Genomic DNA, 23371 nt, shown 5'->3' with positions numbered 1-23371 from the left:
CCAGGGGCCAGCGCCCCTGGGGGTAATGGATGTGATGCCGGTAGCACGCCGGTGGCAGGCGCCGGGACTAGTGCACCGCGGCACCCAGATGCATCACGGTGTTCAAGAGGGTGTATTCCAGGGTCTGCTCGGCGTACTCGCTGCCGACATAGCCCCAAACCTCCTCGTCGCGGTCCTCGACGCGCCGTCCAGTGACGCGGTCCACCACGTAGACGACGATGCCGTAGACCTCGCCGTTGACCCAGGCGTTGTATTCATCGAGCACGCCGCGACAGTACCGCTCGGCTTCCTCGGCGAGCTTGGCCGCCACTTTGGACGGCGGGACGTCCAGGCCCGAGGCTTCGACCAGCGCCGCCATGGCCTGCGTCCGTGTCGCATAGCCGCCGATCCAGGTGGTCCCCCCGTCGAGGGAATAGTGCACGGCCGGCGGATCGCCCCGGCCGCCGGCCGTGCCGGACCAGCACGCTTCGCCAACGCCCAGTTCGCGCAGCACGTTGGACCGGATGTTGTCCTCGGCGTCCTCATCGGGCACCCAGATGGCACCGCCGCGCGTGGTGTCCCAGCGACACTGCATGCCATGGCCGGTCACGCTGTAGACGACGCCGCCATGGTCGTAGATGTCGAGCAGGACCGCCAGCGGGTAGCCGATGCTGCCTGCCGCGAGGGCACGCTCCCAGGCCGCCTCCGCCTCGCTTTCGCAGAGCAGGTTCGCCAGGTCCTTGAGCTTGTCGTGCCAGCACGGTGCCAGGTCGTTCCACCAGGGAACGTCGAGGAACTGCTTGGCGATGTAGTCGAGCGCGAACTCCCAGCCTTCCTGGTGGACGGCATCCTCGACCGTCTGCAGGACCGCGTTCCACGTGGCTGCCTTGTCGCGGCTGCGCAGGAGGTTGCCCAGCGTCGCCATCAGCGAGCGGTTCTTGCGGAGCGAAGCGACAACGCAGTCGGCCAACTGGCCGGACACACCCTCGTCGCCGAGATCCTTGTTGCCGTCGCCGTCGCGCCCCAGGGCGTGGAAGAAGTACCCCTCCTCGTCGCGCCGCGCGCGCCGCCCTCGGTGGTACAGACAGCCCATGGCATGGCCCTCGGCCAGGGGGTTGCAGCGCTCCGCGTCGTCATCGATGCACAGGCCGCCGGCCACGATGAACCTCTCCATCATGACCATGCGCTCCTCGGTGTCCGGCGGGATACGCAGCACTGCCTTGACGTCGATCGCCTCTTGCGCGTCGACCGCGCCGACGAAGGCCACCTCGGAGAGCGATTCACGTGCGTCCTCGACGCCGGGAAGCGCCAGCCCCCGGATGGCGAAAGGAACCCCTTTCACGGCAACGACCGTCTCCGGCCGCAGGTTGGAAAGAATCTTGACTTGGTGTTTGTTCATGATGGCTCCTTGAACAAGTCGCGGGGCCGTCCCTGCGCGGGAAGCGTCCCGCTAGGGTTGACAGGTGTCCTTTGCCGGTGCGGCGCGGGACATCGAAAGGTTGCCGACGCGCGAAACTGCGCATGCAGCGCGGGCGCGGGGCACAATGAAAATGGAAAGCCCCTGAGCGGATCCGCGCAGGGGTCAAGAAAACGGACAACCCGGCAGGGGCTGCCACACGGCGGAAAACGGGCCACCCGTTGACAGGTGGCGCGATCGCAAAGCGGACACCGTCCGCATGTCTCACAAGGCTACGATTCGCTCGATGAGCAGGCTGGCAGCTTGCCTGTGACGGCGCGCAGCGCCGAAAGCCTGATCACTCTATCACCCACTGCCGCAGCGTTCAATATGCGGCGCGGTCGAGGTCTGCCTCAACCGTTCCTTGCCCGGCGTGATGTGGACGCCAATGCGCAGGGCGAGATCCAGCAGCTTCGCGCAACCCTGGTCGTCCTGCAGCAGGCTGCATGTCCCCCTTCTGCTGCAACACCCCGTCGCATCCTGCGGCGCATGGTCGCCACCCGCATTCGCCCGCCGAGCCAGGCGTTCGCGGCTCGCGGTCGCGCGACTGCGGCGGCAGCTACCGCATCCCGGCCCACACTCAAGGCTCACCCGCTTCCTGCAAGGAAGCCCCGGCCATGCCGGGCGTCGCAGTCGTTACCTGCCCGGCGCGGATCCGTCCCGCCAACCACTTCCACCTGGGAGCACCGTCTCCCTTGGAGCGGTGTTCCCGTCCACCCCTGGAGAACACCATGCACACAACCTGCTCCGACAGTGTCGGTCCGGCACAGGACCACGCCGCCATAGACCTCGAAGAGCTGCTCGGGGACGGCGAAGCCCAACTCGTCTACGAAGGGCTCTACCGCCTGCGTGAAGCCAAGGTCGAGGCACTGGGCATCGTGCGAGCCGCAGGGCTGAGCCCCCATGGCCGGCCCTTCGAGCCCTGGGACTTCGGCGTTCCGCAGATCGACCAGTTGCTGGGCCGCCTCGGTGCCGACCCCGTCGAAGCCTCCCCCACCACGCCGGAGTGCTGAGATGGGTCCGACGCCATACCAGTACCTGCCCCTATGGGCCAAGGTCGCGATCGAACGGCTCGACGCGGACGCCGCGCTGCGCAGCGAGGCCATGCTCGACGAGCTGCTGGACAGCTACGCACGGTGCTACGCAGAAGTGGTCGATGCGCAGACCCGCGATTCGGCAAGGCACATCTGTCGGCGCCGTTTCATCGGCTCGTACACCGAACCGCCGCGGCCCGAGCCCGTTCCGCCCGGAACCTTGCGCCTGGTCCGGCTAGCGCGCGAAGGCGCACTCAGCACCGGCGACCGCGTGGCGACACAGCGGCTGGGCGAATGCGAGGTCACCCGCGTCCACGACCAGCACTCGATCGAGGTGCGTGATCCGTCCACCGGGCGGCACTACTTGATCAGCGGCCTGGATTTCGGAACGGACGCACGCGTCGTGGAAGTCGAAGCGGCCCGCGGCGCGACGGCCCCTTGATCCGAGCACACGAACCGGCCACCAAGGGCCGCCCTTTCCATAGATCCGGTGGACAGGCGTCGCCTGCCCGCCATGCCATTACTGGAGTACATCATGTCCATTCCCAAAGCCATCGAAGGCGCGATGAACCGCTGGAACTCGGTGGAGACGGCGTTGCGCGCCGCCAATCCAGGTGCCAGCAAGGAAGACATCTACCACGCCACCGCCGACGCGATGAACCGATCACTCGGTCTGCCACAGGGCGAACGGCGCACCGTCTTCGACGACGGCACCTACCGCGTGCAGGTCAGCCGCCTGTTCGCCGTCATCGCGCGCAAGGATGGCGCCGAGTTCTACGTGCCCACCCACCACGCCTGGTTCGACCGCGTCGCCACGGCGGATTGCCGCCGCACCGTGGAAGATTTGCACGCCGAGCTGGTGGCCACCACTGCCTGATCGGAGGACTTCGCATGTCCATGCCACGCCCCCCTGCCTGCCCGATGTGCTCGGGCGAAGGTGCCCTGCTGGGACCGCTGGGCTCGCTGAACTGGTTTCGCTGCCGCCACTGCGGTTGGGATTTCAGCCGGCCACGCCGCCAGAGACCCCGGCCATCCGCAGCCGCCACCCCTTCACAGGCGAAGTCACCATGAGCGACACGTCTGCGCAGCACCTGCTGACCCATGCCGAGCCCCTGGTCGCGATCTCGATCGCGCATCTGCGCCCAGCCACACGACAGCGCCTGGCCGACGGCGATCTGTCGGTGATCGCCTATCCCAACGACTACGGCGGATTCGTCTACGTCGGCTCCGCCGACGAAAACATTCCAGACGAACCCGAGCTGGTCCCGATCTTCGCAGCGGCGCAGGCAGTCGGCATCATCTGGATCAAGTTCGATGCCGACGCCGAAGCGGTTGAAGGCTTCGACACCTGGCCGTGTACTTCCGGTTGATCGACCGCCATATCGGCGATCTGCCGACGTGGTACTGGTTCAAGGTGCATGGATTGCCTGCTTCCTGAACCTTCCCGATAGACCAACCCCACCGCACCGCGCGGTGGGGAGCCGGCCCCCATCGCCCGCGCCGCCGGGGTTTCGCGCGGCCCCCACACCCTGTCTCTTCGCCCTTCCGCGGCGCCCCTTCAGTCCGCCTCGATGCCAGCGCGCAGCGCCGCAGCCAGCACCGTATCGCGCAAACGGGCGTTCCGTGCCAACGGCCCGCCGATCCGGCGCCCGCCTAGCACACCGGCCAGCCGGTCGCCAAACAGCGCCAGCGCAGAATCGCGGTCCCGCTGGCGCGACATCCACAGCAAGCCATCGATATCGTCGAACTGCCGGTGCAGCGCCTGGGCCCACAAGGCGGTGTCCCGGTAGTCGCGCGACGGGCTTGCGATCAGTTCCTGCTTGGGCACCTTCAGGCGATGCAGCCCTTCGCTCGTGAGGTCCACGAGCTTCAGGTCGCGGGCGGGCACGAGTTCACCATGGCCGCGGTGCGCGAATTCGTCGAGGTCCACGAACTTGTCGGGCGCGTCGATCGGCACTTCGTGGAACACGGTCTCGAAGATCGCGCAGTCCAGCGTCGCGCCGCCGTACAGGTACGGCACGACCTGGCCACTCGCGTCGTGGATCGGCGCGAAGCGCGTCGGCTTGCGCAGTTGACCGGCCGCGTCCACCCCCGGATTGAAGCTCTCGGGGGCGAACGCGGTGTCGTGGATGACGTGGATCACCTGGCCGGCTGGCCAGCGATCGAACAGGGGATCGAGCGGCGGGACCGGCGCGCGACAGCTCAAGCCGCGCTCCCCTGGGCATCGCGCTGCGCGGTTTCGACGACGGCCTGCGGGTCACTGGCCAGCAGATCGACCGGGCGCGCACTGCCCGGCAGCCCGCCATTGTTCGAGGCGAACCACAGCGCCAGCTTCCAGGACGATTTGCGGCTACCGAAGGCTTCCAGCACGTCCTGGACCGCCTTGATCGGTTTACCGTTCTCGAACTGGAAGGCCGGGTAGACATCGCGTTCACGCGCCGCCTTGTCCGGGTGCGACACGGCGAACACCTGGCGGCGCTTGCGCCAGTTGTCGGCCAGCGCCGCACGGTTGCTCGCCTGCGAGCCGTTGGCGTCGGCCAGTTGCTCGGCGGTGAAGAAGCCGAACTCGTTGAGCAAGCGCGCATGGCGGGCGGCAAGCCGCTGCGCCATCTCCAGATCGGTGGCGCTGGGCGCGAGCATGCGCGCAGCCATGAAGTCGACCATTTCCGCCATGCGGCGCTCGCGCACCGCGGCCACCTTCTCGGCGAGCAGCCGGTCCAGCAGCGGCAACGATGCCAGCAGCGTCCTGGATGCCGCCTCGTCCGCCACTTCCAACACGAAGGCCTGGCCTGCGTGCGACGGGCGACCGCGCCCCTCATGGCGCACCGTAAGTACGTCGCCCTGCAGCGCGAGAGAGGCTGCTTTGCCCATGACATGCACTCCTATCGACCTTGTTGATGAAATTCTAGTTCATCAGATCATTTTGGTCAAAACACCTACAAAAGATCCTCGGGGCGTGATGTATCGGCAGGTCCCGCTTCGCCACCATCAATCGTCGAACCTGGCCATCCCTTCCCGCTGAAACCGCCCTGGGCCACTTCCCGGTGACGCGGACAGGAAGCAAACTGACACGGCTTCCCTGGCTGCGGTCCCTGCCGACCGTCCAGCCCACCCGAGTTCTTCGGGCGTCGCGGTCGTTACCCGCCCAACGCAGCTCCGCTGCCAAGCACCGCGCCGGGTTCTCCGGCCCCAGTTTCCGCGCCGATCCGGCGCCGCTCCGTTTTTTTCACCCATCCCGCGGCCCATCGCCGCGCCATGCCGTGCCATGTCCGTTCGCGGGCCTGGTCGCGGCCCACCCATTCAGAAAGGCCATCCATGACCACTGTCGCCGAAACCCTCTGCGCCATCGAGCGCCGCGCCGAGCGCGCCATCGTGCAGGAGTTGCGTCTGATGACGCAGGAGATTCTTGCCATGCGGACCCAGCTCACGCTCGCGGACCGCGCGCACGCCGATGCGCTGTTGCTCAAGCTGACCCACCTGGAACGCTGCCAGCAGGTCGATACCGTCGCGCCCTGCCCCATCGCGCCGTCCGCCGCGTCCACCGGGCAAGGGTTTCCCATGCTCCCGATCGACTCGCTGGAACCGCTGCAGCCGGACCGCTACCTGGTCCATCTCTACGGCCACGAACTGGGCGATCTGGAGCGCGCGGTCCTCGTCGAGACACTGGCCTCGGCCGCCCAATTGGTGCGCCAGCACCAAGCCGAGCGGCCCCAACTGGTATGGGAAGTGACCCACAACACCACCACGGGCGAACTGGCTTTCCTGGGTGATGACGACACGCTCGTCGCCAGCATCTCGCCCTGCGAGCCGCTCACGCCGGAAGTGCAGCCGCTGGTCGCCGACGCCTGCAAAGAGTTCTGCAAGGGAAGCCTGACGGCACTGCGGTGCCTGTTCATCACCCCCGTGCAGGCGCAGCCGGAGCCTCTGGCCGCCTGAAACTGCGGCGCGCGGGTGCCTTTGTGCCCGCCGTTGATTCCAACACCCCCCGGGGCTCGCCCCGTGGGGCGGGCTCCTTCGCACCACACAGTGCGCTTCGCCACTGCACGCCTGCGCGCTGCGGCGGCCAGGAGACCCCATGTCCTTACTACCTTTCGAGAATCTCAAGGCGCGCGCCAAGCGCGCCCTGGACACCCGGATCGCCCGCTGCGACCCTTTGCTGCACGGCATCGGCTTCGATTCCGAAGCCGCATGCCTCGCGCTGATTCCCTGCGCCGTGCTGGACGACGATGAGCGCGCGTCACTGCGAACCATGGCCCGGAACGCCCGTGATGGCTCGGACCTTGCGCAGCGCGCCCGCATGCACGCCGAAGCGAACCGCTCCGACTGGTCGCAGTGGCTGCAGCGCATACGCCAGACGGGCCATCACCGCATCAACCAGTGGGACGTGCGCTGCGTCAAAGGGCTGATCGCGCACTTTCCCGAGTGTGTAAGCCAGCGCCAGCGCCGTGCCGCCATCGCCTGTCATGTGGACGATGAGACCGACGCCTGGATGCTTGCTTTCGCGGACGCACCGCGACGCACGGAGATCGGGCCATGAATTTCTGTACACGATCCGACCCGCCCGTTCCAGACCTGAGCTGGAGCGACGACGGCTGGTTCACACAGTTCCTGCCCAACACCAAGGCGGGCGAGGACGCCTGGCGTGTGATGGCAACGCACACGGACGGCACCGGCAAGGTGCTCTCCGTCCACGCGGCGGACACCATCCGCCAGCTTCGCGCGAAGGGATACACCGTCGCCAAGGCAAGGCGCACCGGCAAACGCTCCGGTGCTAACGACGACGCCTTGCTGGCAGAACTCGCGAAACCGCAAGCGCCGCGCTCATAGCAGCCGCGCTCCACGGCTGGTAGCACAACAGCCCGCTCGCGCCATGGCCGCTCGCGGCAGCGCGAAAAGCACACGGTACCGCCGCAAGCGGCACCGCCACCCTGGCCCGCCGTTCACCGGCGGGCGTTTTCTTGACCCCGAGGGGCACCGACGCCCCGCGGGGGCGCGTGCGCCTCATTTTGATGAGGAAGCAACATGCACGATTCCATCCAAACGGAGGGCGCACCGCTCTCCGAAGAAGAACGCATCGCCGCCAACCGCACGGCGATTTTCTCCGCGCTGCGCGACGAAGGCGTCCTGCGGGCTGCGGTCAGCTACACCGGCTCCGGCGACTCGGGCGGCCCGGAGGGCGTCCGTTTCGAGATGCCGGACGGTCCCCGTGAGCTGGACGAGATGCCAATGGCACCGCAGTACGTGGAGTCCAGCCAGTACGTCGACGGCGCATGGCAGACCACGGTCAGCCTGGACGACAGGCCGCTCGACGACGCGCTCACCGACTTCGCGATGGATGCGGTCGAGCAATACTTCGGCGGCTGGGAAAACGAAAGCGGTGCCTCGGGCGAAGTGGTGTTCGATGCCACGGCATCCACCGTGGTCATCGAGCACAACAGCTATTTCATCGACTCCGAATACTCGGAGATCCGCGTATGAAGGCGCACGTCTCGCTTGCCTGCTGGCCGGGCCTGCGGCATGAAGCGGCGGCAGCGTTGCTGTGCGACCCGATCGAGGAACCGCTGTTCGGGCGGCTTTCGGCTGAACACGTCCAGTTGGTACCGCAGAGCCTGGGCTGCCTGGACGAAGCGCTGGCCGATGCGCTGTGCGCCGCCCATCCGGGCACGCGTTTTCGGCTGCATGCCAACGTCCAGGTACTCCCCAGGCGCCGACTGGCCGACCTCAGCGGCTTCGCGCTGCACGCCGACTGGTTCGCGCAGGCCGCGCGCATCAGCCAGCGGCTGGAGGCACCGGCGTACACGGCGCATGCCGGACGCCGCTGCGAAGCGGATCTGCCCCGCATGCTGGACGACGCGCGCCGCTGCGCCGACCTGTTCGGCTGCCCGGTCGGCGTCGAAGGCCACTACCCCTCGGCCGGCGATGTCTGGCTGGTGTCGAGCTGGGCAGAGTACCGCGCGGTGTTCGAGTCCGACGTGCCTTACGCGCTCGACCTCTCGCACCTGCACATCCTGGCGACCCGCACGGGCTGCCACGAGGCCACGCTGGTGGCCGAGATGCTGGCCTGCGAGCGCTGCATCGAGATCCATGTCAGCGACAACGACGGCCAAGGCGACTGGCACCAGGTCTGCGCAGAGCCGCCCTGGTGGCACCCACTGCTGCAGCACATCCATCCCCACGCGGTGGTGTTTTCCGAAGGCAACCACCGCAGAGCAAGGAACAACCATGTCCACTGAAAATCCCCAACAGCACCCCACTTTCCTGGCGCAGGCCGACGGCACGCTGGCCCTCAACCAGGCCGGCATCGAACTCCAGACCCGCTACCGTCAGGTGAAAGCCGAGCACGACGCTCTGGATGCAAGCTGGGCCGGCGCCTTCCTGGCGCGGCTGTTCGCACAGCATGCCTGGCTGGACGCCGTGAGGCTGTCCTTCGCGGTTTCCGCCGAGTACGACGATAGCGGGGGCTACTTCCGCTCCATCTCCTGCCACATCCTGTCGGCGTGCGCCGTGCCGCAGCATCCCCTGCCTGAAGAACTGCTCACGGAGGGAGAATTCGACTCGGACACCGCCGAGCAGATCGTCGAGCAAGAAATCGAGGACAGCGAGTTCGATCTCTATACGTGCCTCTCGGAGACTCCCAGCGGCTACGACGATCTCGACCTGACGCTGGAGCGCAAGCCCATTGCGGAATTGCTGTGTGCCAGCCCCATCGACGGGCATGCGGCATTCCGTGCCTGGGGACTGGGGCAGGCCACCACCCGATAGCACCATGGCGGGTTCGCGCAAGACGCCGGCCCGCACGGTTTCGCAGCCCTGCGCTCCGCAGCCTGCGGCAGCGGCCATCGCGCCACCCGCGATCGGCGAGCATTTCCGCCGCTGTTCCGTGGCGCCGCTCGGGGGCGCGGACACCACGCCCGCGCCACGGCCACACTGGACCTGCTTCCATCGCCCCCCTGTGGGGGCTTCCGGCGCTCTGCGCTGGCGGCGCGGCCGTTACCCGCCCCTTGCCTTCAACGCGCCGGCCCTATCGCCGGCACGTCCCTTCCATCCGGGAACACCGTTCCCGATGCTGGGCTGGTGTTTCCCTCTCCGGAGAAAACCCATGTCCTATCAAACCATGACCATCGGTGCCTCGCCCTGCGAGGAAAGCTGCGCCCAGGTGGGCCATCCCGACTACGAGGCGCGATCCCGGCGTGAATGCCTGGTCTTCCGGCGCATGCTCGAACGCCTGTTTCCCTTGGCCGATGATGTGCCCGCCCGGTTCGCCGTGATCAGCTCTCCCCACGAGTTCGGCACCTACCGCGAAGTCTGCGTGCGCTACGAAGACTCCGATGCCCGTGCCTGCGACCACGCCTATGCGGTCGAAGCGAACACGCCCGCCCAATGGGACGCGATCGCGCGCTACGAGCTCATCTGGATCGAACGCAAGGACCAACTGCAGCGAGCAGTCCTGCGCGGCGATCTGCAGCCGCAGGAGGTACCGACGGTCTACCGCGGCAACGGCATCCCGGACCTGCCTGCGGATCACAGCTTCAGCGAACTGCTGACTACGTTTCCCCTGTAGTTCGCGAAAAGCACGGCGCCGCTGCATCGACGACAAAACAAGACTTTCACTGGTCTTGACCTTCTAACGGCCCGCAACCGTCTTCATTCCTCTCACCCACACCGGGGCCGTGTTGCCCCAGCGGGTGCCGCGGCCCTTCATTTTTTCCAAGGAAACCCCATGGCACTCGCAGTTTTCATTCTTCCGTCACGAGCCCGTTTCACCTCAGGTCAGGTGGTTGTGACCACCGGCGTCGGCGCGCTGATCGGCGAAGGCAGGCTCGACCCGGCACCGTACCTTTACCGTCATTTTTGCGGCGACTGGGGCGATCTCGACGACTGCGATCGGTGCCTGAACGACGCCGCACTGCAGTCCGGTGAGGATCGGCTGTTCTCGTCCTACCAGGTCGCGCCCGACCTGAAGCTCTGGATCATCACCGAGTGGGACCGGAGCGTGACCACGCTATTGCTGCCCAGTGAATATTGATCTCAATCAGCCTGGAAACCCCAGTGCTTGTCCAAAGCGGTTGCGAAGGACGAACACGCGGATTTGTCCAGGATGGCCAGGAAGTCCTCCCGGCTAACGGGCGGGGCCTTGAACCGTTGAGCATGCCGCCCAGCACCTTCGCCACCTCCGGCCCGACCTGGAGCAGTGCGGCCAGGAATGTGCCCGGATCCACGGAACGAACCGCGAGCTAGCGGCGCGAGGTGAGGCGTGCAATGTGGTGGCGGCGCAGTTGGCGGATCTGACTCCTCTGCTGGGCCGACTGGCCGAGGCGACGAACAAGAGCCGGGACTACCACTGACGGGGCAAGACGGCAGTCCGTCGCCACGGCAAACGGCCTGCCAATCCGGGCGGTGAGAGAGGCAACTACGCATCCAGCGCGACGCACACCGGCAGCGCTCCCATACTGACCCGCGCATCCTGGCCACGGCCAACGCACGCCCTATGGGCGTTCCCGATCCCGCTCGGGCGTCGCGGTCGATACCCGCCCCGCCGCCACGGCAGCCCTGAGCTGCCCGCCACCACACACCTTGGCTCCTCCGCCTGCGCGCAAGAGGCCAGGGCCGTGATCTTTCGTCCATCCCATCCGGGGAGCTCGCCTCCCCGATGGGTCGGTGCGTTCCCCGCCTTCCTTCGGAGAACCACCGATGGCACGCACCACTGCGCCTTCCTTGTGGCTTCCGGGCTTCGACCCGGATGTCCCAGACACCCCTGAGCCGTCTGTTGAGACGGACTTGTTCGCTGAACTGCCTGCGCCCCAGGCACCCGTTTCCAACCCCATCCAGCTCGCACCCGTCGCCCTCGTGGCCGACGCGCCCATGGACGCCGCGGCTGAGGTCGAAGTCGAGACCGAAGTCCCGAGCACGGCACCGCGCGCCAGTTGGCGCGTGCTCACCGGCGCCAAGCGCGACACGCCCCGATCCCTGTGGCCCATGCTACAGCGCGAGCACCTGTCCGGCCTGGTCGGCACGGCCACCAAGTTCGACGCCAACGTGGCAGCGATCCAGGCCCTGCAGGCCCTCGAAGCCGGCCAGCGTCAGCCGGATGTCGCCGAGCGCGCTCAGTTGCTGCGCTTCACCGGCTGGGGCAGCCTACCCGCCGCCTTCAACCTCGAAGGCACCGATCTGGCCTGGCGCCGCCGCGCCGAGGAACTGCAGGCGCTGCTGCCCGCCGAGGACTACGAGTCGGCCCGCGCCTCGGTCAACAACAGCCACTACACCGAGGTCCATGTGATCGAGGCCATGTGGCAGGCCGTGGAGCGCTTCGGCTTCACGGGCGGGCGCGTGCTCGAGCCCGCAGCCGGCGTCGGCCACTTCCTCGGCGCGATGCCGCGCGCGCTCGCCGAGCGCAGTTCGGTCACCGCCGTCGAGATCGACCAGTTGTCCGGCCGGCTCCTGCAGACGCTGTACGCACCGCACGGTGCCGACGTGCGCATCGCGCCCTTCGAGAAGGTGGCGCTGCCCGAGAACTGGTTCGACCTGGCGATCGGCAACGTGCCCTTCGGCAACTATCCGGTCGCCGACACGGGCCCAAAGCCTTACGCGCGCTTCCGCATCCACAACTACTTCTTCGGCCGCGCGCTGGATCTGGTCCGCCCTGGCGGGCTGGTGTGCTTCATCACCAGCACCGGCACGATGGAGGCGCGCGCGGACGCTGTGCGCGAATACGTCGCGTCCCAAGCCCAGTTGCTGGGCGCGATCCGGCTGCCGCAGGGCGCGTTCGCCGGCCTCGCGTCGACCGACGTTCAGACCGACGTCCTGTTCCTGCGCAAGCGCCGCCCCGGCGAAGCCGTGAGCGGCGCCTGGCTGGAGCGCGTGATGGTGCCCGATGCACTGCGGCACCCGCGCTGCGCGCAGAAGTACCTGCAGATCAATGCCTGGTACGCCCGGAACCCCGACTTCTGCATCGGGCAGGTCACGCAGGAGAGCAATGGCTACGAGGAAGTGCCGACCGTCGTGTTCGAGGGCGACCTCGAGCCGGCGCTAGCGGAGCGCATCGCGCTGCTGCCCAGTGGCGTGTATGAAGCGGCCAAGCCAGTGGCGTTGGCGTCCGTCCGGGCAACCGTGCCTGCCGAGCCTGGCGCGCGCCCCGGAAGCTACTGCGTCCATCACGGGCGCGTGCACCGGGTCGAAGGCACCGAGCTGGTCGACCTGCATGACAGCCTGAACGCCACGCAACGCGCCCGCATCACGGGCCTGTGCGCGATCCGGGACCATGCCCGGGCACTGCTCGACGCACAGCTGGCGCAGGACGGCGACGAAGGGCTGGCCCATCTGCGCGCCATGCTCAACGGTACCTACGACCGCTATATAGCGCGCCACGGCTGCCTGAGCACCCGGGCCAACGCGCTGGCCTTCCGCCGCGACCCGGACTACCCGCTGCTGCTCTCGCTGGAGCACTACGACGAAGAGTCGGACACCGCGCGCAAGGCGGCGCTGTTCACCCAGCGCACGCTGCGCCGGGTATCGGCGCCCACGGCGGTCGGCGAACCAGCCGAGGCGCTGGCCACCTCGGTCCAGTGGCGCGGCCGGGTCGATCCGGCCTACATGGCGCAGTTGCTGTCGGCGCCCGAGGAGGAGGTGCTGGCCGCGCTGTCCGAAGCCGGGCAGATCTTTCCCGATCCGGCGGACGGTGCTTGGAAGACCTCCGACGAATACCTGTCGGGCAACGTCAAGGAGAAGCTCAAGCAGGCGGCACTGTCCGGCCCGGCCTTCCGCCGCAACGTGGAGGCGCTGGAGCGGGTGCAGCCCGAAGACCTGCAGCCTGCGGCCATCGAGCCGCGCCTGGGCGCGGTGTGGATTCCGGCAGGCGACGTAGAGGGCTTCATCCATGAGGTGCTCGAACTCAAGGACTGCCAGGTGTCGTACTCGGCCGAGGCCGGCGCCTGGTCGGTGACCTACCCGGAGTGGAGCGCGCGGCACAACGTCAAAGTGACTCAGGAATGGGGCACCACGCGCATGAACGCCATCGAGCTGGTGCAGGCCGCGCTGAACGTGCAGGTGCCGACGGTGCGCGACCGCCATCCGGCCACGGACCGCTACCACGTCAATCCGGAGGAGACGCTGGCGGCGCGGGAGAAGCTCGGGGCGCTCAAGGACCGCTTCGCGGCCTGGGCCTTCGAGGACACCGAACGGCGCGAGCGGCTGTGCCGGGTCTACAACGACCTGTTCAACGCCACGCGGCCGCGGCATTTCGACGGCTCGCACCTGAAGCTGCCGGGGTTCTCGCAGTGCTTCGATCTGCATCCGCACCAGCGGGATTCGGTATGGCGTGTGGTGCAGACCGGCAACGTGGGTCTGTTCCACGTGGTCGGCGCCGGCAAGACGGCGGTGTGCGTGATCGCGAGCATGGAGATGCGCCGCCTGGGCTTTCTCGCGAAGCCCTGCCATGTGGTCCCGAACCATATGTTGGCGCAGTACACGGCCGAGTTCGTGCGCCTGTATCCGCAGGCGTCGGTCTTGATGGCCGGAAAGGAGGATCTGGAAGGCGACCGCCGGCGCGAGCTGGTGTCGCGCATCGCCACGGGCGATTGGGATGCGGTGGTCATCACGCACTCGAGCTTCGAGCGCATCCGGATGTCGCCGCAATTCACCGAGGACTACATCGCGGAGGTGATCCATGAGATAGAGATGGCTGTGCGCGCCGAGAACAGCGATGACCGGAGCAACCGGATCATCAAGCAACTCGAAGCGCAGAAGAAAAGCTGGAAGGTGCGCCTGGAGCGTCTGGCCGCCGACAAAAAGAAGGACGACCTGCTGACCTGGGAGCAGTTGGGCATCGACGGCTTGTTCGTCGACGAGGCCCACCTGTTCAAGAACCTGTACCGGTTCACCAAGATGACGCGGGTCGCGGGCCTGCCCCTGTCCAACTCGGAACGCGCGTTCGACCTGTACCTGAAGACGCGCTACACGATGAAGCTGCACGGGAACGCGCAGCGCGGCGTGGTCTTTGCGACGGCGACGCCAGTGGCCAACACCATGGCCGAGATCCACACGATGCAGCGCTACCTGCAGCCCCGGCGGCTGGAGGAGTTGGGCCTGCAGCAGTTCGATGCCTGGGCGGCCACCTTCGGCGAAAGCGTCACAGCGCTGGAGATCGCGCCGGACGGCAGCGGCTACCGCATGCACACGCGCTTCGCGCGCTTCATCAACGTGCCGGAGCTGATGTCGATCTTCGGCGAGGTCGGTGACATCCGCACCGCCGAGATGCTGAACCTGCCGGTGCCGAAGCTGCGTGGCGGCAAGGCGCGCACGGTGGCCTGTCCGGCCAGTCCGGCACTGAAGGCCTATGTGCAGACGCTGGTCCAGCGTGCCGAAGCGATCCGGAATGGGCATGTTGATCCGACCGAAGACAACATGCTCGCGGTCACGAACGATGGCCGCGCGGCTGCGCTGGACTTCCGGCTGGTCGCGCCGACGGCGAAGTTCGATCCGGAGGGCAAGGTGGGTGCCTGCGCCCGCGAGGTGCTGGCGATTTGGCAGCGCACGGCGGACTTCCGCGGCGCGCAGATGGTGTTCTGCGACCTGTCCAGCCCCAAGGGCGGCAAGGTCTTCAGTGTCTACGAGGACCTGAAGCAGCGGCTGATGGATGCCGGCATCCCGGAGCGCGAGATCGCGTTCATCCACGACGCCGAGACGGACGTCCAGAAGGCTACGCTGTTCAAGGCGGTCCGCGAGGGCCGCGTGCGCGTGCTGCTGGGTTCAACCGGCAAGATGGGCGTGGGCACCAACGTGCAGACCCGCCTGGTGGCGCTGCACCATCTCGACGCGCCGTGGCGTCCCTGTGACGTCGAGCAGCGCGAGGGCCGCATCCTGCGCCAGGGCAACGAATGCGAGGAGGTCGAGATTTTCCGCTACGTGACCGAACAAAGCTTCGACGCCTACATGTGGCAGACGCTTGAAACCAAGGCGCGCTTCATCGCGCAGGTCATGCGCGGCGACAAGGGCCTGCGGGCCATCGAGGACGTGGAACTGGCCACGCTGAGCTACGCCGAGGTCAAGGCCCTGGCGTCGGGCAACCCGATGGTGATCGAGAAGGCTGGCGTGGACGCGGAAGTGGCCAAGCTCTCCACCCTGTTCTCGGTCTGGCGCAACCAGCGCTGGACCAACGAGAGCGAGGTGGGACGGTTGCCGATGCTGATCGCGTCGCTGGAACAGAAGGCCGCGTTGCTTGCCGCAGATGCCGAACAGGTCGAGCCCCAGACCATGGGGCAGATCGCCCTGGAACTGGGAGGCCGGCGGATCGCCGGACCTGACGCGGTGGGTGACGGCTTGCGCGAACTGGTGAAGACCGCGAAGGCAGCGGCCCGCACCAGGCCATCGGTGAGCGACCAGCTCGTAGGCCGTTTCGGCGGCTTCGATCTGGGCCTGCAGACCATCGGCGGAGAAGCCACGCCAACGTTCTATCTCGCGGGGCGCTGCCGCTACGACGCCGAGCCCTACCAGACGGGACCTGGCATCGTGTCCGCGCTGCTGGCAGCCCTGGCGTCCGTCGCCGAGCAGCAGGCGAAGACCAGTGAGCAACTCGTCGTACGGCGCAAGCGGCTGGAAGACCTGCAGATCGAGCTGGTCCGCCCCTTCGAGCACGAGGGCCGGCTGACCGGGCTGTTGGTTCGCCAGCGCGAACTCGTCAAGGCGCTGGACCTCGACAAGGACGTGGCTGGCAGCGCCAGTCTGGATGGAGAGGCGGCGGCACGCCAGGCCGCATGAGTTCGCGCCCCACTACCGCAAGGTGGTGGGGCGCTTTTTCTTGCCCTGATGCACATCACCGCGAACAGTGGCGGAAAAACCTGCGCGATCCGACAAGGTGCCGCCGTTGAAAACGGCCCTGCCCAGCTGGGGGTTTTGGGTGGCGAACCGCGCCAGTCATCCCGACGCGAATCGGATTTCGCCATACTGGAACGGCTTCCCGTGGGCATCGCGTCCACAAAGCCTTCATCGACCGCCTTGGCTGTCCTGAAGTCCAGCCTCGCTGGCGTCGCAGTCGATACCTGCCCTCGAGTTCCCCGGCATCGTCCGGGATGGCTGCCTTGGCAGCCATGAGTTCCGGTCGGCCTTCGGGCTGACGCATGCACATGGTCGACGGCCCCTGAGTCGCCGGCCACCGAGCGAAGGTCCTTGCCGCAAGGCACCGGGCCTTCACATCCCACGTCAGCCCCAAGGCTGGCGCCAAGCCGCTTCGCGTCCGCGAGGCATACCCGAACGGGGACCCCAGTCCCCGCCAGGGTTGGGCGTTCCCCTTTTTCATCGAAGGAGAACGCCATGTTCGCTGCCCTTGCAGCCAGAGAGTCGCACCGCGTTCCGGTGCTGTTGGGTGGATCGGGCCTCACCCGCCCGGCCCCCTTGCCGCAGCCCAAGCTTGCGGTACTGCTGCGTCCCCTGCCCTGCCTCGGCAAGTGCGGGGGCCGCCCGTGTGCGGACTGCCGCGAGGCAGCTTGACCATGCCGGTCGATCTGTACCGCCGGCGCATCGCCGCCACCGTGGTCGAACTGGCCCGGGAGGATCCCTTCCTGGTCAAGGAGGTCATCGCCCGTCTGCGCGCAGCGGGCGAAATCGAAGCCGACGATCTGGTCTACCTGGACCGGATCGCCGACCGCTGGATCGGCATCGCCGAAGCCAACGCCCGGCAGGAAGCCTCAACGCACGCGCGTCAAGCGCGCGGGTAGCGAGGCACCCTTCGCCTGGGCCATGGCCGAGGCGATCTTGTCCAGCAGTTCCGGACGGTCCTCGGCCAGCGTGCCGGCCCATCGGGCCAGCGCCTGGTCGAGATCGTCCTGCGTTCGCGCCCCATCGACGTCGATACCGACTCTTCGGAGTTCCTCGATTTCGGTGGGCGTGAACCGGAGTGAATGGCCTGCACGAAGCATGTGTGGGCTTTCGAAAGCGGTGGAATGCCAGCTTAGCAGGCCAACACATCGCCACAACCCTGGGAGACTGACGCCTCCCACTGGGGCATGGCGCGTGCATCCCGCAAGCAAGGAGAAAAACCATGACCGTGAACACATCCCGCGCCAAGCCAAGGCGTAGTGCCATCGGCATCGAGGAAGAGCGCGCCTGGGTATCCTTCTACCGGCGTGCCGGCAAGGATCCCGCGATCGCGGCGGAAGTGCTGGCCCAGTTGGACAGCGATCCCGAGATGAAGCGCGAGCATCTGGCACTGTACCTGTGCTGCCGCGAGTCGCTGCGCCTGCGCCAGGCGCGCGAGGCGCGCAATCAGCGGTTCGGCCGGTTCGTGCGCTGGCTGCTCGGCGGCCTGTTCATCCGGTTTCCGGTAAATGTGCGGCGCGCATTGGGACGTGGAAGCGACCTCGCCGCAGCCTGCCTGCCCGAGGAGCATTCCGAGCCTGCCACGGCCCAGATCCAGCGTCTGGGGAAAAGCCCGAAGGTACGTGCCGCCCGCGCGGCATTCAAGGCACCCTCCATCAGCGAGATACCTGCCTCCCCATCGGCGGATTCGGCAATGGTGGATTCGGCGCCCCGAGCAGCTCAAGCCACTGGCTGAGCCATGCATCCCATTCCCCTGGCCGCGTGGCTGGGGGAATGCGGTGCTTCGCCCCATGGGCAGGCTAACGGCCCTACTTCTTGGGGCAGGCTCACGCCGCCAGGCAACGCGCAACCTCCCGGTCGATCATCCAATGAAGGAACTGCGTATCCTGCGAAACGCCCCAATAGTGCGCCTTGCACTTCGCCACATACGCATCCAGATCCGCACGCGTGCGGATACCGGCAGGCTCGATGTCTGTCAGCCAACGGAAATACTCGATTTCCTTCTGCGTCAAACGGATCTGGGAACCCAGGCGGATCATGGAGAAACCTCTTGATGGTCACCATGCTGACGCAAAACAACGTGCTTGAGGACAAATTAACGGGCCCTGATCAAAAAATTTCCTGAGTGGCAGCAGAGTAATTTTCGAGTGTCACGGGACTGCCATATGCCATGCCTCCGGCTTTCCAGATGTTGGCGAATGGCCACGTTTCGGCGCATTTCCCATCCGGCCCCGCGAACAAACGCCCGCCACCGCCACGATTTCCAGCCGACACAGGTTTTCCCCCTTGTGATGCGGCAAACCCAGGGGCACAGTCCCAATACCGGTCGAGGGCCTGATCAGGGCCTCCGGTCGCTTGCTCACGTCACAGCCCATCCAGCCAAGACCATCGTGCCGGCAGCCGTTGCGCACCTCCATCAAACCGCGGACGCCATCCCCTCGGCGACCGGCGCTGCCCTGCATTTCGATCCAGGAGAGCGATGTGGGAAACGCGCTCACAACCTCCTATCCGCGCATAGCACTGCTGGGTGCGCCGTGCATCTACCGCTTCATCGCCGCGAGCAACTCTCGGCGCCTCGCATGGGAATCCCGTCGGATTCTCTTGTATAGCGGCATGGTATTTGCGAAGCCCACAAGGCATCCCAGAACCCGTGTCGGCATTGCCACACAAGGAAGGAAACATGCACACCCATTGCATTGAGCAATTGCGCGGGCTCGCCGAGCCTCTGGCGGCTCTCTCGCTGACCCACCTGACACCCACCACCCGACAAAAGTTGCACGCAGACGATCTGTCCGTCAATGCCTACCCCACCGACTTTGGAGGCTTCGTATACGTAGGCTCGCCGCGCTACCGCATGCCTGCGGAGTCCGATCTTGCAAAGATCTTCGAGGCTGCAGAGCAAGCTGGCATCGTCTGGCTCAAGTTCGACAGCGAAGCGCCGACCGTCAAGGGCCTGCCGACTTTCACGCCCCAAGACACTATCCTCTGAGGCCCCGCGACGCCAGCGCACTGCGTCCGGGGCGGACACCTTGACCTCTGTCACTCCATGGGCAAGGCGTCGGCATCTGCCCGCAAAGCCTCCAGATCGATCACCGCATCGGCCATGCCGGCCAACTCGGGCGTCTGAGAGACGAAGAACTCCCGGTGATAGCCGCCCAGTCGCAGCACCTCGCGCTTCATCGCCCCGAACATGCGCTTTCGGTCCGGGTCGAGGGCCCCGTCTGCTTCATCCGAGAACAGGGTCTCGTAGCGCCGTTCGCCAGCCTGCGCCAAATACAGTGCCACCGCCCGCACCAGGCATTCGTTGATCCAGACCCGCTCCCCTCCACTCATCAGCCGCACACTCTTGCTCTCCCCTGAATCGGCGTCATGCACCAGGATGTCGAAGTCCTCCCGTTTCTCGCCCTTGGCCGTCTCCCCCTGCGTGAGGATGGAGACCGTGAAGCGCGGGCCGTAGCACGCCAGCAGCAAGTCGTTCGCCAGTCCCGACAAGGCCGGCCCCGCATCGTCGATCGCCAGCGCAATCAAACCATCATTGCTCATGCACCGCGCCAGCAGGGCCCAGTCGCCCATCGCGCTCTCGATCCGCAGGGCACGCCGATGCGCCGCAGCCCGACGTTGTGCCAGGGCATCCAGCTGCTGACGCAGCGCCGCCAGGCTCTCCAACTCCTTCAAAGCGTCTACGTGCGAGCCCTGTGCATTGCCATGCGCGGCGATGGCGCGATCGCGTGCCGACTCGGCAATGACCAGCTGCTGGGGATCAAAGGGTTCCGGCAAAGTGCGCAGGACGGCATCCAGCCGGGCCAGCGCCTGCTTCAGCAGGTCGGACTGCTGCGTCCGCCGCGCGTCGATGGCCTGCATGGCGGCGGTAATGGCATCCCGCTCCTCCCGCTCGGCAACCGCTTCGGCCGAGGAATCGTCCCTCTCGGGATCTCCAAGGCCGTCCAGTTCGGCCTGAACCTCGGTCAAGCGCTGGCGCGCGACCTGAATCTCTTCCGCCTTCGCCGCCAGCAGGGCAAGTCGCGATGCGCGGCTGCGAGCGCGCTCCTGGCGATGCTCGGCGGCTTCCAATTGGCCGCTCGCGGCTGACAGCGACTGGACACGCGCCTTGACGGCCCGGCCCTCCCGCTCGACCTCCGCCTTCTCGTCGCCCAAACGCCGCAGCACCGCATCGGCGCTGGGAATCAGCGCCTGCGCCTCCCGTGCATCGGCCAGCAGTTGGCAAGCTCCCTGCAGCGGCATCCCGGCGCACGGCACCTCGGCGGTCAGGCCCAAACGGCGCCTGAGTGCCTGCGCCTGCAAGACAGCCTGCCCTGCCTCTCGTTCGATACCCTGAACCCGCTGCACAAGGATGCGCAACTGGCCCTTGGCCTGCTCCCACTCCGCCACCTGGTCTCGGCGATGACGCGCACGCTCGGTGCGCAGTTCCAGCAACTGCTCTGCCAGCGGCAAACGCCGCAATGCGTTGTGCACCAGGTGCTCCCGCTCCAGCAAGGCATGGCACCGGCTCCGTACGTTCTCCAGCCGTTCTCGGCGCTGCAGGGCCTGCGCCCCCCGCTGCGCAACACGGCGCATGAGCCGGTCCAGCCGCTGGCGCGCATCCTGTTCGCGCCCCGCCAGGTCCTGCAGAACCACTCGGCCCGCTCCCTGCGCAGCTTCCCGCTCCTGCAACAACTGGCCCCGCCGCGCGTCGGCCTCGCGCGCCTGCTCGCGCTGTGCCGCGGCCCGGGCGTGGGCCTGGCGCGCCTCCTCCAGCGCCGACGCCGCCGCTGCCACCGCCGCCTGCGTCCGGGCGGCACGCGCCGGCGCATCGGCGGCATCGGCCCGCGCGCGGGCGAGCCGTTCTCCCTCGGCGTCCAAGGCAGAGGCCTCCTGGCGCAGCGCTACCAGCCCTGCCTTCAACAGCTTGGCGGTCTCACCGGCCTTGCGCCCCAGCTCGCGGATATGCTCCTGCCCCAGCAGGTCGGCCAGCAGCGTTTTGATCTCCGCGTTGCGGTAGTCGCTGAGCTGACGCTTGCACTGGGCTCCGAAGACCGACGTGAAGAAGGTATCGGCGCTGCCGCACAGGTGCTCCACGCAACGCGTATAGGTGTCCACCTTGCCGTCCGACACCGTGCCATCCTCCAGTGTGACGGGGCGCCATGCGCCCGCATCGGAGAGTGCGAACAGGAAGGCCTCCGTCCGGCGCCGACCGTTGGGACGGATCACGATCTGGGAGCGATAGCTTTGGCCTTCGAGCGCCCAAACCAGCTCCTTCTCGTTCTCCGGAAGGTAGACATGGTCGTAGTAGCTGAAGCCGCCCGCGCCCGCTGCGGACGCACGCGAGGGCATCGTGAGGTACGGGTGCATGTTGTCGAGCACCGTGGTCTTGCCGCGCCCGTTGGCACCCGCGATGGCGACCAGCTCGGCCCCATCGCACAGTGCCTCGAAGTCCAGCGTCAAGGCATCCAGGCCCAGGCCATCCCGGATCCCGCGAAAGCCCTTGAGGGTCAGGGAAAGTAGTTGCATGGCGAAGTTCTCCATGGGTTTGACGCACCCAGTTTCCCGTGAAAGCCCGGGGAAGCAAGGGCTTGAGCGCCGTGGCCGCCCCTCTCCGGCACTCTGGCAAGAGGATGATCGAGTCATGCTGCAAAATTCCTTTTTCGTTCAATGGCTTATCGAAATCGACAAGAGAGGTAAAATCGTCCGTCAAGGATCCTCCCTCCCACCGCCATGAACACGCTCAATCGCATCAAACGCTCCGTCGCCAACCGCAGCGACGATGTGCTGCTGCGCAGCGAGTTCGACCAGTTCGGCAGTGCCGCGCAGGTCGGCCGCGCACTGCGCGAACTGGTGCTGGACGGCACGCTGGTGCGCCTGGGCCTGGGCGTCTATGCCAAGGCCAAGCCAAGCGTGCTGACGGGCAAGCCGATTCCGGTGCGGCCGCTGGAGGTCCTGGCCCCCGAGGCGCTGAACAAGCTGGGTGTGACCGTCATGGCCAGCCGCTTGACCGAGGCGTACAACGCCGGACACAGCACCCAGGTGCCTGCGGGCATCGTCTTCAACGTCGGCCGACGCCGCATCGCCCGCAAGCTGGGCTTCAACGGCAAGGCGATCCAGTACGAACACGCATGAGGGTGCTGGCACCGCAGCGGCGGGAACTGATCGAGGCGCTCATCGCGGAAGCCACTTCCGGCGGAATCACTGCGGGCCTGCTGGAAAAGGACGAGCACCTGACCGATGCGTTGCGGGCCCTGTTCGCCTTGAGGCTTGAGGGTATGCAACTGGTGTTCTGTGGTGGCACCAGCCTGTCCAAGGCCTACGGGCTAATCGAACGCATGTCCGAGGACGCGGATCTGAAGGTGGTGCTGCCGGATGCGGGCCAAGTCCCCCGCGCCGAGGTCCGCCGCCGCCTTTCCGCGCTGAAGGCCCAGGTGGCCGAAACGCTGGCCGGGATCGGCCTGGTCGAGGACAAGGGCAAAGAACTGGCCTTCAACGAGAACCGGTACTTCTGCAGTGAGTGGAGCTATGCGCGGCACTATGCATCCGCCGCGGGGCTGCGCCCTCACCTGCAGATCGAATTGACGGCACGCACTCCGGTTTTGCCTCCACAGGTGCGCCGTATCACCACGCTGGCCGACCAACTCGCCGGCCGCTCCGATCAAGCCTTCGAGGTCCCGGTGGTCGCCGTAGCCGAAACGGTCGCGGAGAAAGTCCTGTCATTCCTGCGCCGCTACGCACAGCATCGCGCCGGGCTCATGCGCCAGGCCTGGGACACGGCCCTGGTCCGGCATCTCTACGACGTGCATTGCATCCGCCAACGCCAGCCTGAGATGCTGAGCGCAGCGCAGCGGGCCTTTCCTGCGCTGGTCGCAGGTGACCAAAAGGAGTTCGGCACCCAGTTCCCGGACTTTGCCACGGCCCCTCGTCAGGTGCTGAGCGGCGCGCTGCGGCAGGCCCGTGCGGACGCGAAGATCCAGGCGGAGTTCACCGGCAACCTGCTGCCGCTGGTCTATGGGGGCGGCACACCGGCATTCGCGCAGGCTTTCGGCGACTTCGACGCGGTCGCCGAAGCGCTGCTGGAAGTGCTGCCGTAGCCCTGCCCACCGGACGC

24 protein-coding genes are annotated in these 23371 nt (G+C 67.0%); 18 read left to right on the top strand and 6 right to left on the bottom strand.

Annotated elements, in window-relative coordinates:
- Window positions 1–67 precede the first annotated feature (67 nt).
- Complete coding sequence (locus AC23D4_RS20030) at window positions 68–1378, bottom strand: hypothetical protein (RefSeq protein WP_108498268.1); 1311 nt, start codon at window positions 1376–1378, stop codon at window positions 68–70.
- A 788-nt stretch (window positions 1379–2166) separates the two neighbouring features.
- Between AC23D4_RS20030 and AC23D4_RS20025 the strand changes: the two genes are divergently transcribed.
- From AC23D4_RS20025 to AC23D4_RS20010, 4 genes are all read left to right on the top strand, one after another.
- Window positions 2167–2448 (top strand): hypothetical protein, encoded by a 282-nt coding sequence (locus tag AC23D4_RS20025; protein WP_108498267.1) that lies wholly within the window; start codon window positions 2167–2169, stop codon window positions 2446–2448.
- Between the two features lies 1 nt (window position 2449).
- Window positions 2450–2911: a hypothetical protein gene (locus tag AC23D4_RS20020; protein ID WP_108498266.1), complete on the top strand. Its 462-nt coding sequence runs from the start codon at window positions 2450–2452 to the stop codon at window positions 2909–2911.
- A gap of 93 nt (window positions 2912–3004) precedes the next feature.
- The gene (locus AC23D4_RS20015) at window positions 3005–3346 is read left to right on the top strand and encodes a hypothetical protein (RefSeq protein WP_108498265.1); all 342 of its coding nucleotides are present in this window, start codon (window positions 3005–3007) and stop codon (window positions 3344–3346) included.
- Between the two features lie 190 nt (window positions 3347–3536).
- Window positions 3537–3839: a DUF5983 family protein gene (locus AC23D4_RS20010; protein ID WP_108498270.1), complete on the top strand. Its 303-nt coding sequence runs from the start codon at window positions 3537–3539 to the stop codon at window positions 3837–3839.
- A 188-nt stretch (window positions 3840–4027) separates the two neighbouring features.
- On the opposite strand, the gene AC23D4_RS20005 is transcribed toward AC23D4_RS20010, so the two are convergent.
- Together AC23D4_RS20005 and AC23D4_RS20000 are read right to left on the bottom strand one after the other, a co-directional pair.
- The gene (locus AC23D4_RS20005) at window positions 4028–4675 is read right to left on the bottom strand and encodes an RES family NAD+ phosphorylase (RefSeq protein ID WP_162016921.1); all 648 of its coding nucleotides are present in this window, start codon (window positions 4673–4675) and stop codon (window positions 4028–4030) included.
- Window positions 4672–5340 carry a hypothetical protein gene (locus AC23D4_RS20000; RefSeq protein ID WP_108498263.1) on the bottom strand — a complete coding sequence of 223 codons (669 nt, stop codon included), beginning with the start codon at window positions 5338–5340 and terminating at the stop codon, window positions 4672–4674. The genes AC23D4_RS20005 and AC23D4_RS20000 overlap by 4 nt, the downstream gene beginning before the upstream one ends.
- Before the next feature lie 444 nt (window positions 5341–5784).
- On the opposite strand from AC23D4_RS20000, the gene AC23D4_RS19995 reads away from it, so the two are divergent.
- The 10 genes from AC23D4_RS19995 to AC23D4_RS19950 all read left to right on the top strand — a co-directional run bounded on the left by AC23D4_RS19995 (window position 5785) and on the right by AC23D4_RS19950 (window position 17177).
- Window positions 5785–6405 carry a hypothetical protein gene (locus AC23D4_RS19995; RefSeq protein ID WP_162016922.1) on the top strand — a complete coding sequence of 207 codons (621 nt, stop codon included), beginning with the start codon at window positions 5785–5787 and terminating at the stop codon, window positions 6403–6405.
- Between the two features lie 139 nt (window positions 6406–6544).
- Window positions 6545–7006: a hypothetical protein gene (locus AC23D4_RS19990; RefSeq protein WP_108498261.1), complete on the top strand. Its 462-nt coding sequence runs from the start codon at window positions 6545–6547 to the stop codon at window positions 7004–7006.
- Window positions 7003–7296 carry a hypothetical protein gene (locus AC23D4_RS19985; protein WP_108498260.1) on the top strand — a complete coding sequence of 98 codons (294 nt, stop codon included), beginning with the start codon at window positions 7003–7005 and terminating at the stop codon, window positions 7294–7296. The genes AC23D4_RS19990 and AC23D4_RS19985 overlap by 4 nt, the downstream gene beginning before the upstream one ends.
- 195 nt (window positions 7297–7491) lie before the next feature.
- Window positions 7492–7947, top strand: coding sequence for a DUF6878 family protein (locus AC23D4_RS19980; protein WP_108498259.1), 456 nt, complete (start codon window positions 7492–7494; stop codon window positions 7945–7947).
- Window positions 7944–8702 (top strand): hypothetical protein, encoded by a 759-nt coding sequence (locus AC23D4_RS19975; RefSeq protein WP_108498258.1) that lies wholly within the window; start codon window positions 7944–7946, stop codon window positions 8700–8702. Before AC23D4_RS19980 ends, AC23D4_RS19975 begins: the two co-directional genes overlap by 4 nt.
- On the top strand, window positions 8692–9231 hold the full coding sequence (locus tag AC23D4_RS19970; RefSeq protein ID WP_108498257.1) for a hypothetical protein: 540 nt from the start codon (window positions 8692–8694) through the stop codon (window positions 9229–9231). The genes AC23D4_RS19975 and AC23D4_RS19970 overlap by 11 nt, the downstream gene beginning before the upstream one ends.
- Before the next feature lie 337 nt (window positions 9232–9568).
- On the top strand, window positions 9569–10030 hold the full coding sequence (locus AC23D4_RS19965) for a hypothetical protein (RefSeq protein ID WP_108498256.1): 462 nt from the start codon (window positions 9569–9571) through the stop codon (window positions 10028–10030).
- Window positions 10031–10189: 159 nt separating this feature from the next.
- Window positions 10190–10495: a hypothetical protein gene (locus AC23D4_RS19960; RefSeq protein WP_108498255.1), complete on the top strand. Its 306-nt coding sequence runs from the start codon at window positions 10190–10192 to the stop codon at window positions 10493–10495.
- Window positions 10496–11247: 752 nt separating this feature from the next.
- Window positions 11248–16221 carry a DEAD/DEAH box helicase gene (locus AC23D4_RS19955; RefSeq protein WP_472887402.1) on the top strand — a complete coding sequence of 1658 codons (4974 nt, stop codon included), beginning with the start codon at window positions 11248–11250 and terminating at the stop codon, window positions 16219–16221.
- A gap of 731 nt (window positions 16222–16952) precedes the next feature.
- Window positions 16953–17177 carry a hypothetical protein gene (locus tag AC23D4_RS19950; protein WP_063460634.1) on the top strand — a complete coding sequence of 75 codons (225 nt, stop codon included), beginning with the start codon at window positions 16953–16955 and terminating at the stop codon, window positions 17175–17177.
- Here the strand turns inward: AC23D4_RS19950 and AC23D4_RS19945 are convergent.
- Window positions 17148–17378, bottom strand: coding sequence for a hypothetical protein (locus AC23D4_RS19945; protein WP_060984120.1), 231 nt, complete (start codon window positions 17376–17378; stop codon window positions 17148–17150). The genes AC23D4_RS19950 and AC23D4_RS19945 overlap by 30 nt on opposite strands.
- Window positions 17379–17500: 122 nt before the next feature.
- Here AC23D4_RS19945 and AC23D4_RS19940 point away from each other — a divergent pair, with 122 nt between their 5' ends.
- Window positions 17501–18013 (top strand): hypothetical protein, encoded by a 513-nt coding sequence (locus tag AC23D4_RS19940; RefSeq protein WP_108498253.1) that lies wholly within the window; start codon window positions 17501–17503, stop codon window positions 18011–18013.
- A 91-nt stretch (window positions 18014–18104) separates the two neighbouring features.
- Here AC23D4_RS19940 and AC23D4_RS19935 read toward each other — a convergent pair whose 3' ends face one another.
- Window positions 18105–18317 carry a hypothetical protein gene (locus tag AC23D4_RS19935; RefSeq protein ID WP_060984118.1) on the bottom strand — a complete coding sequence of 71 codons (213 nt, stop codon included), beginning with the start codon at window positions 18315–18317 and terminating at the stop codon, window positions 18105–18107.
- Window positions 18318–18958: 641 nt separating this feature from the next.
- Here AC23D4_RS19935 and AC23D4_RS19930 point away from each other — a divergent pair.
- On the top strand, window positions 18959–19267 hold the full coding sequence (locus AC23D4_RS19930) for a DUF5983 family protein (protein ID WP_108497751.1): 309 nt from the start codon (window positions 18959–18961) through the stop codon (window positions 19265–19267).
- Between the two features lie 50 nt (window positions 19268–19317).
- Here the strand turns inward: AC23D4_RS19930 and AC23D4_RS19925 are convergent, their stop codons facing one another.
- A complete protein-coding gene (locus AC23D4_RS19925; protein ID WP_108497750.1) occupies window positions 19318–21786 on the bottom strand; it encodes a DNA repair protein in 2469 nt (822 codons plus the stop codon).
- A 204-nt stretch (window positions 21787–21990) separates the two neighbouring features.
- Here AC23D4_RS19925 and AC23D4_RS19920 point away from each other — a divergent pair, with 204 nt between their 5' ends.
- Both AC23D4_RS19920 and AC23D4_RS19915 read left to right on the top strand, forming a co-directional pair.
- Window positions 21991–22392: a DUF6088 family protein gene (locus AC23D4_RS19920; RefSeq protein ID WP_108497749.1), complete on the top strand. Its 402-nt coding sequence runs from the start codon at window positions 21991–21993 to the stop codon at window positions 22390–22392.
- On the top strand, window positions 22389–23354 hold the full coding sequence (locus AC23D4_RS19915) for a nucleotidyl transferase AbiEii/AbiGii toxin family protein (RefSeq protein WP_108497748.1): 966 nt from the start codon (window positions 22389–22391) through the stop codon (window positions 23352–23354). The genes AC23D4_RS19920 and AC23D4_RS19915 overlap by 4 nt, the downstream gene beginning before the upstream one ends.
- Window positions 23355–23371: the final 17 nt, after the last annotated feature.

The organism is Hydrogenophaga sp. L76, assembly GCF_057654755.1.
The sequence above is the reverse complement of the archived record's forward strand: the minus strand, read 5'-3'. Positions and strand labels throughout refer to the sequence as shown.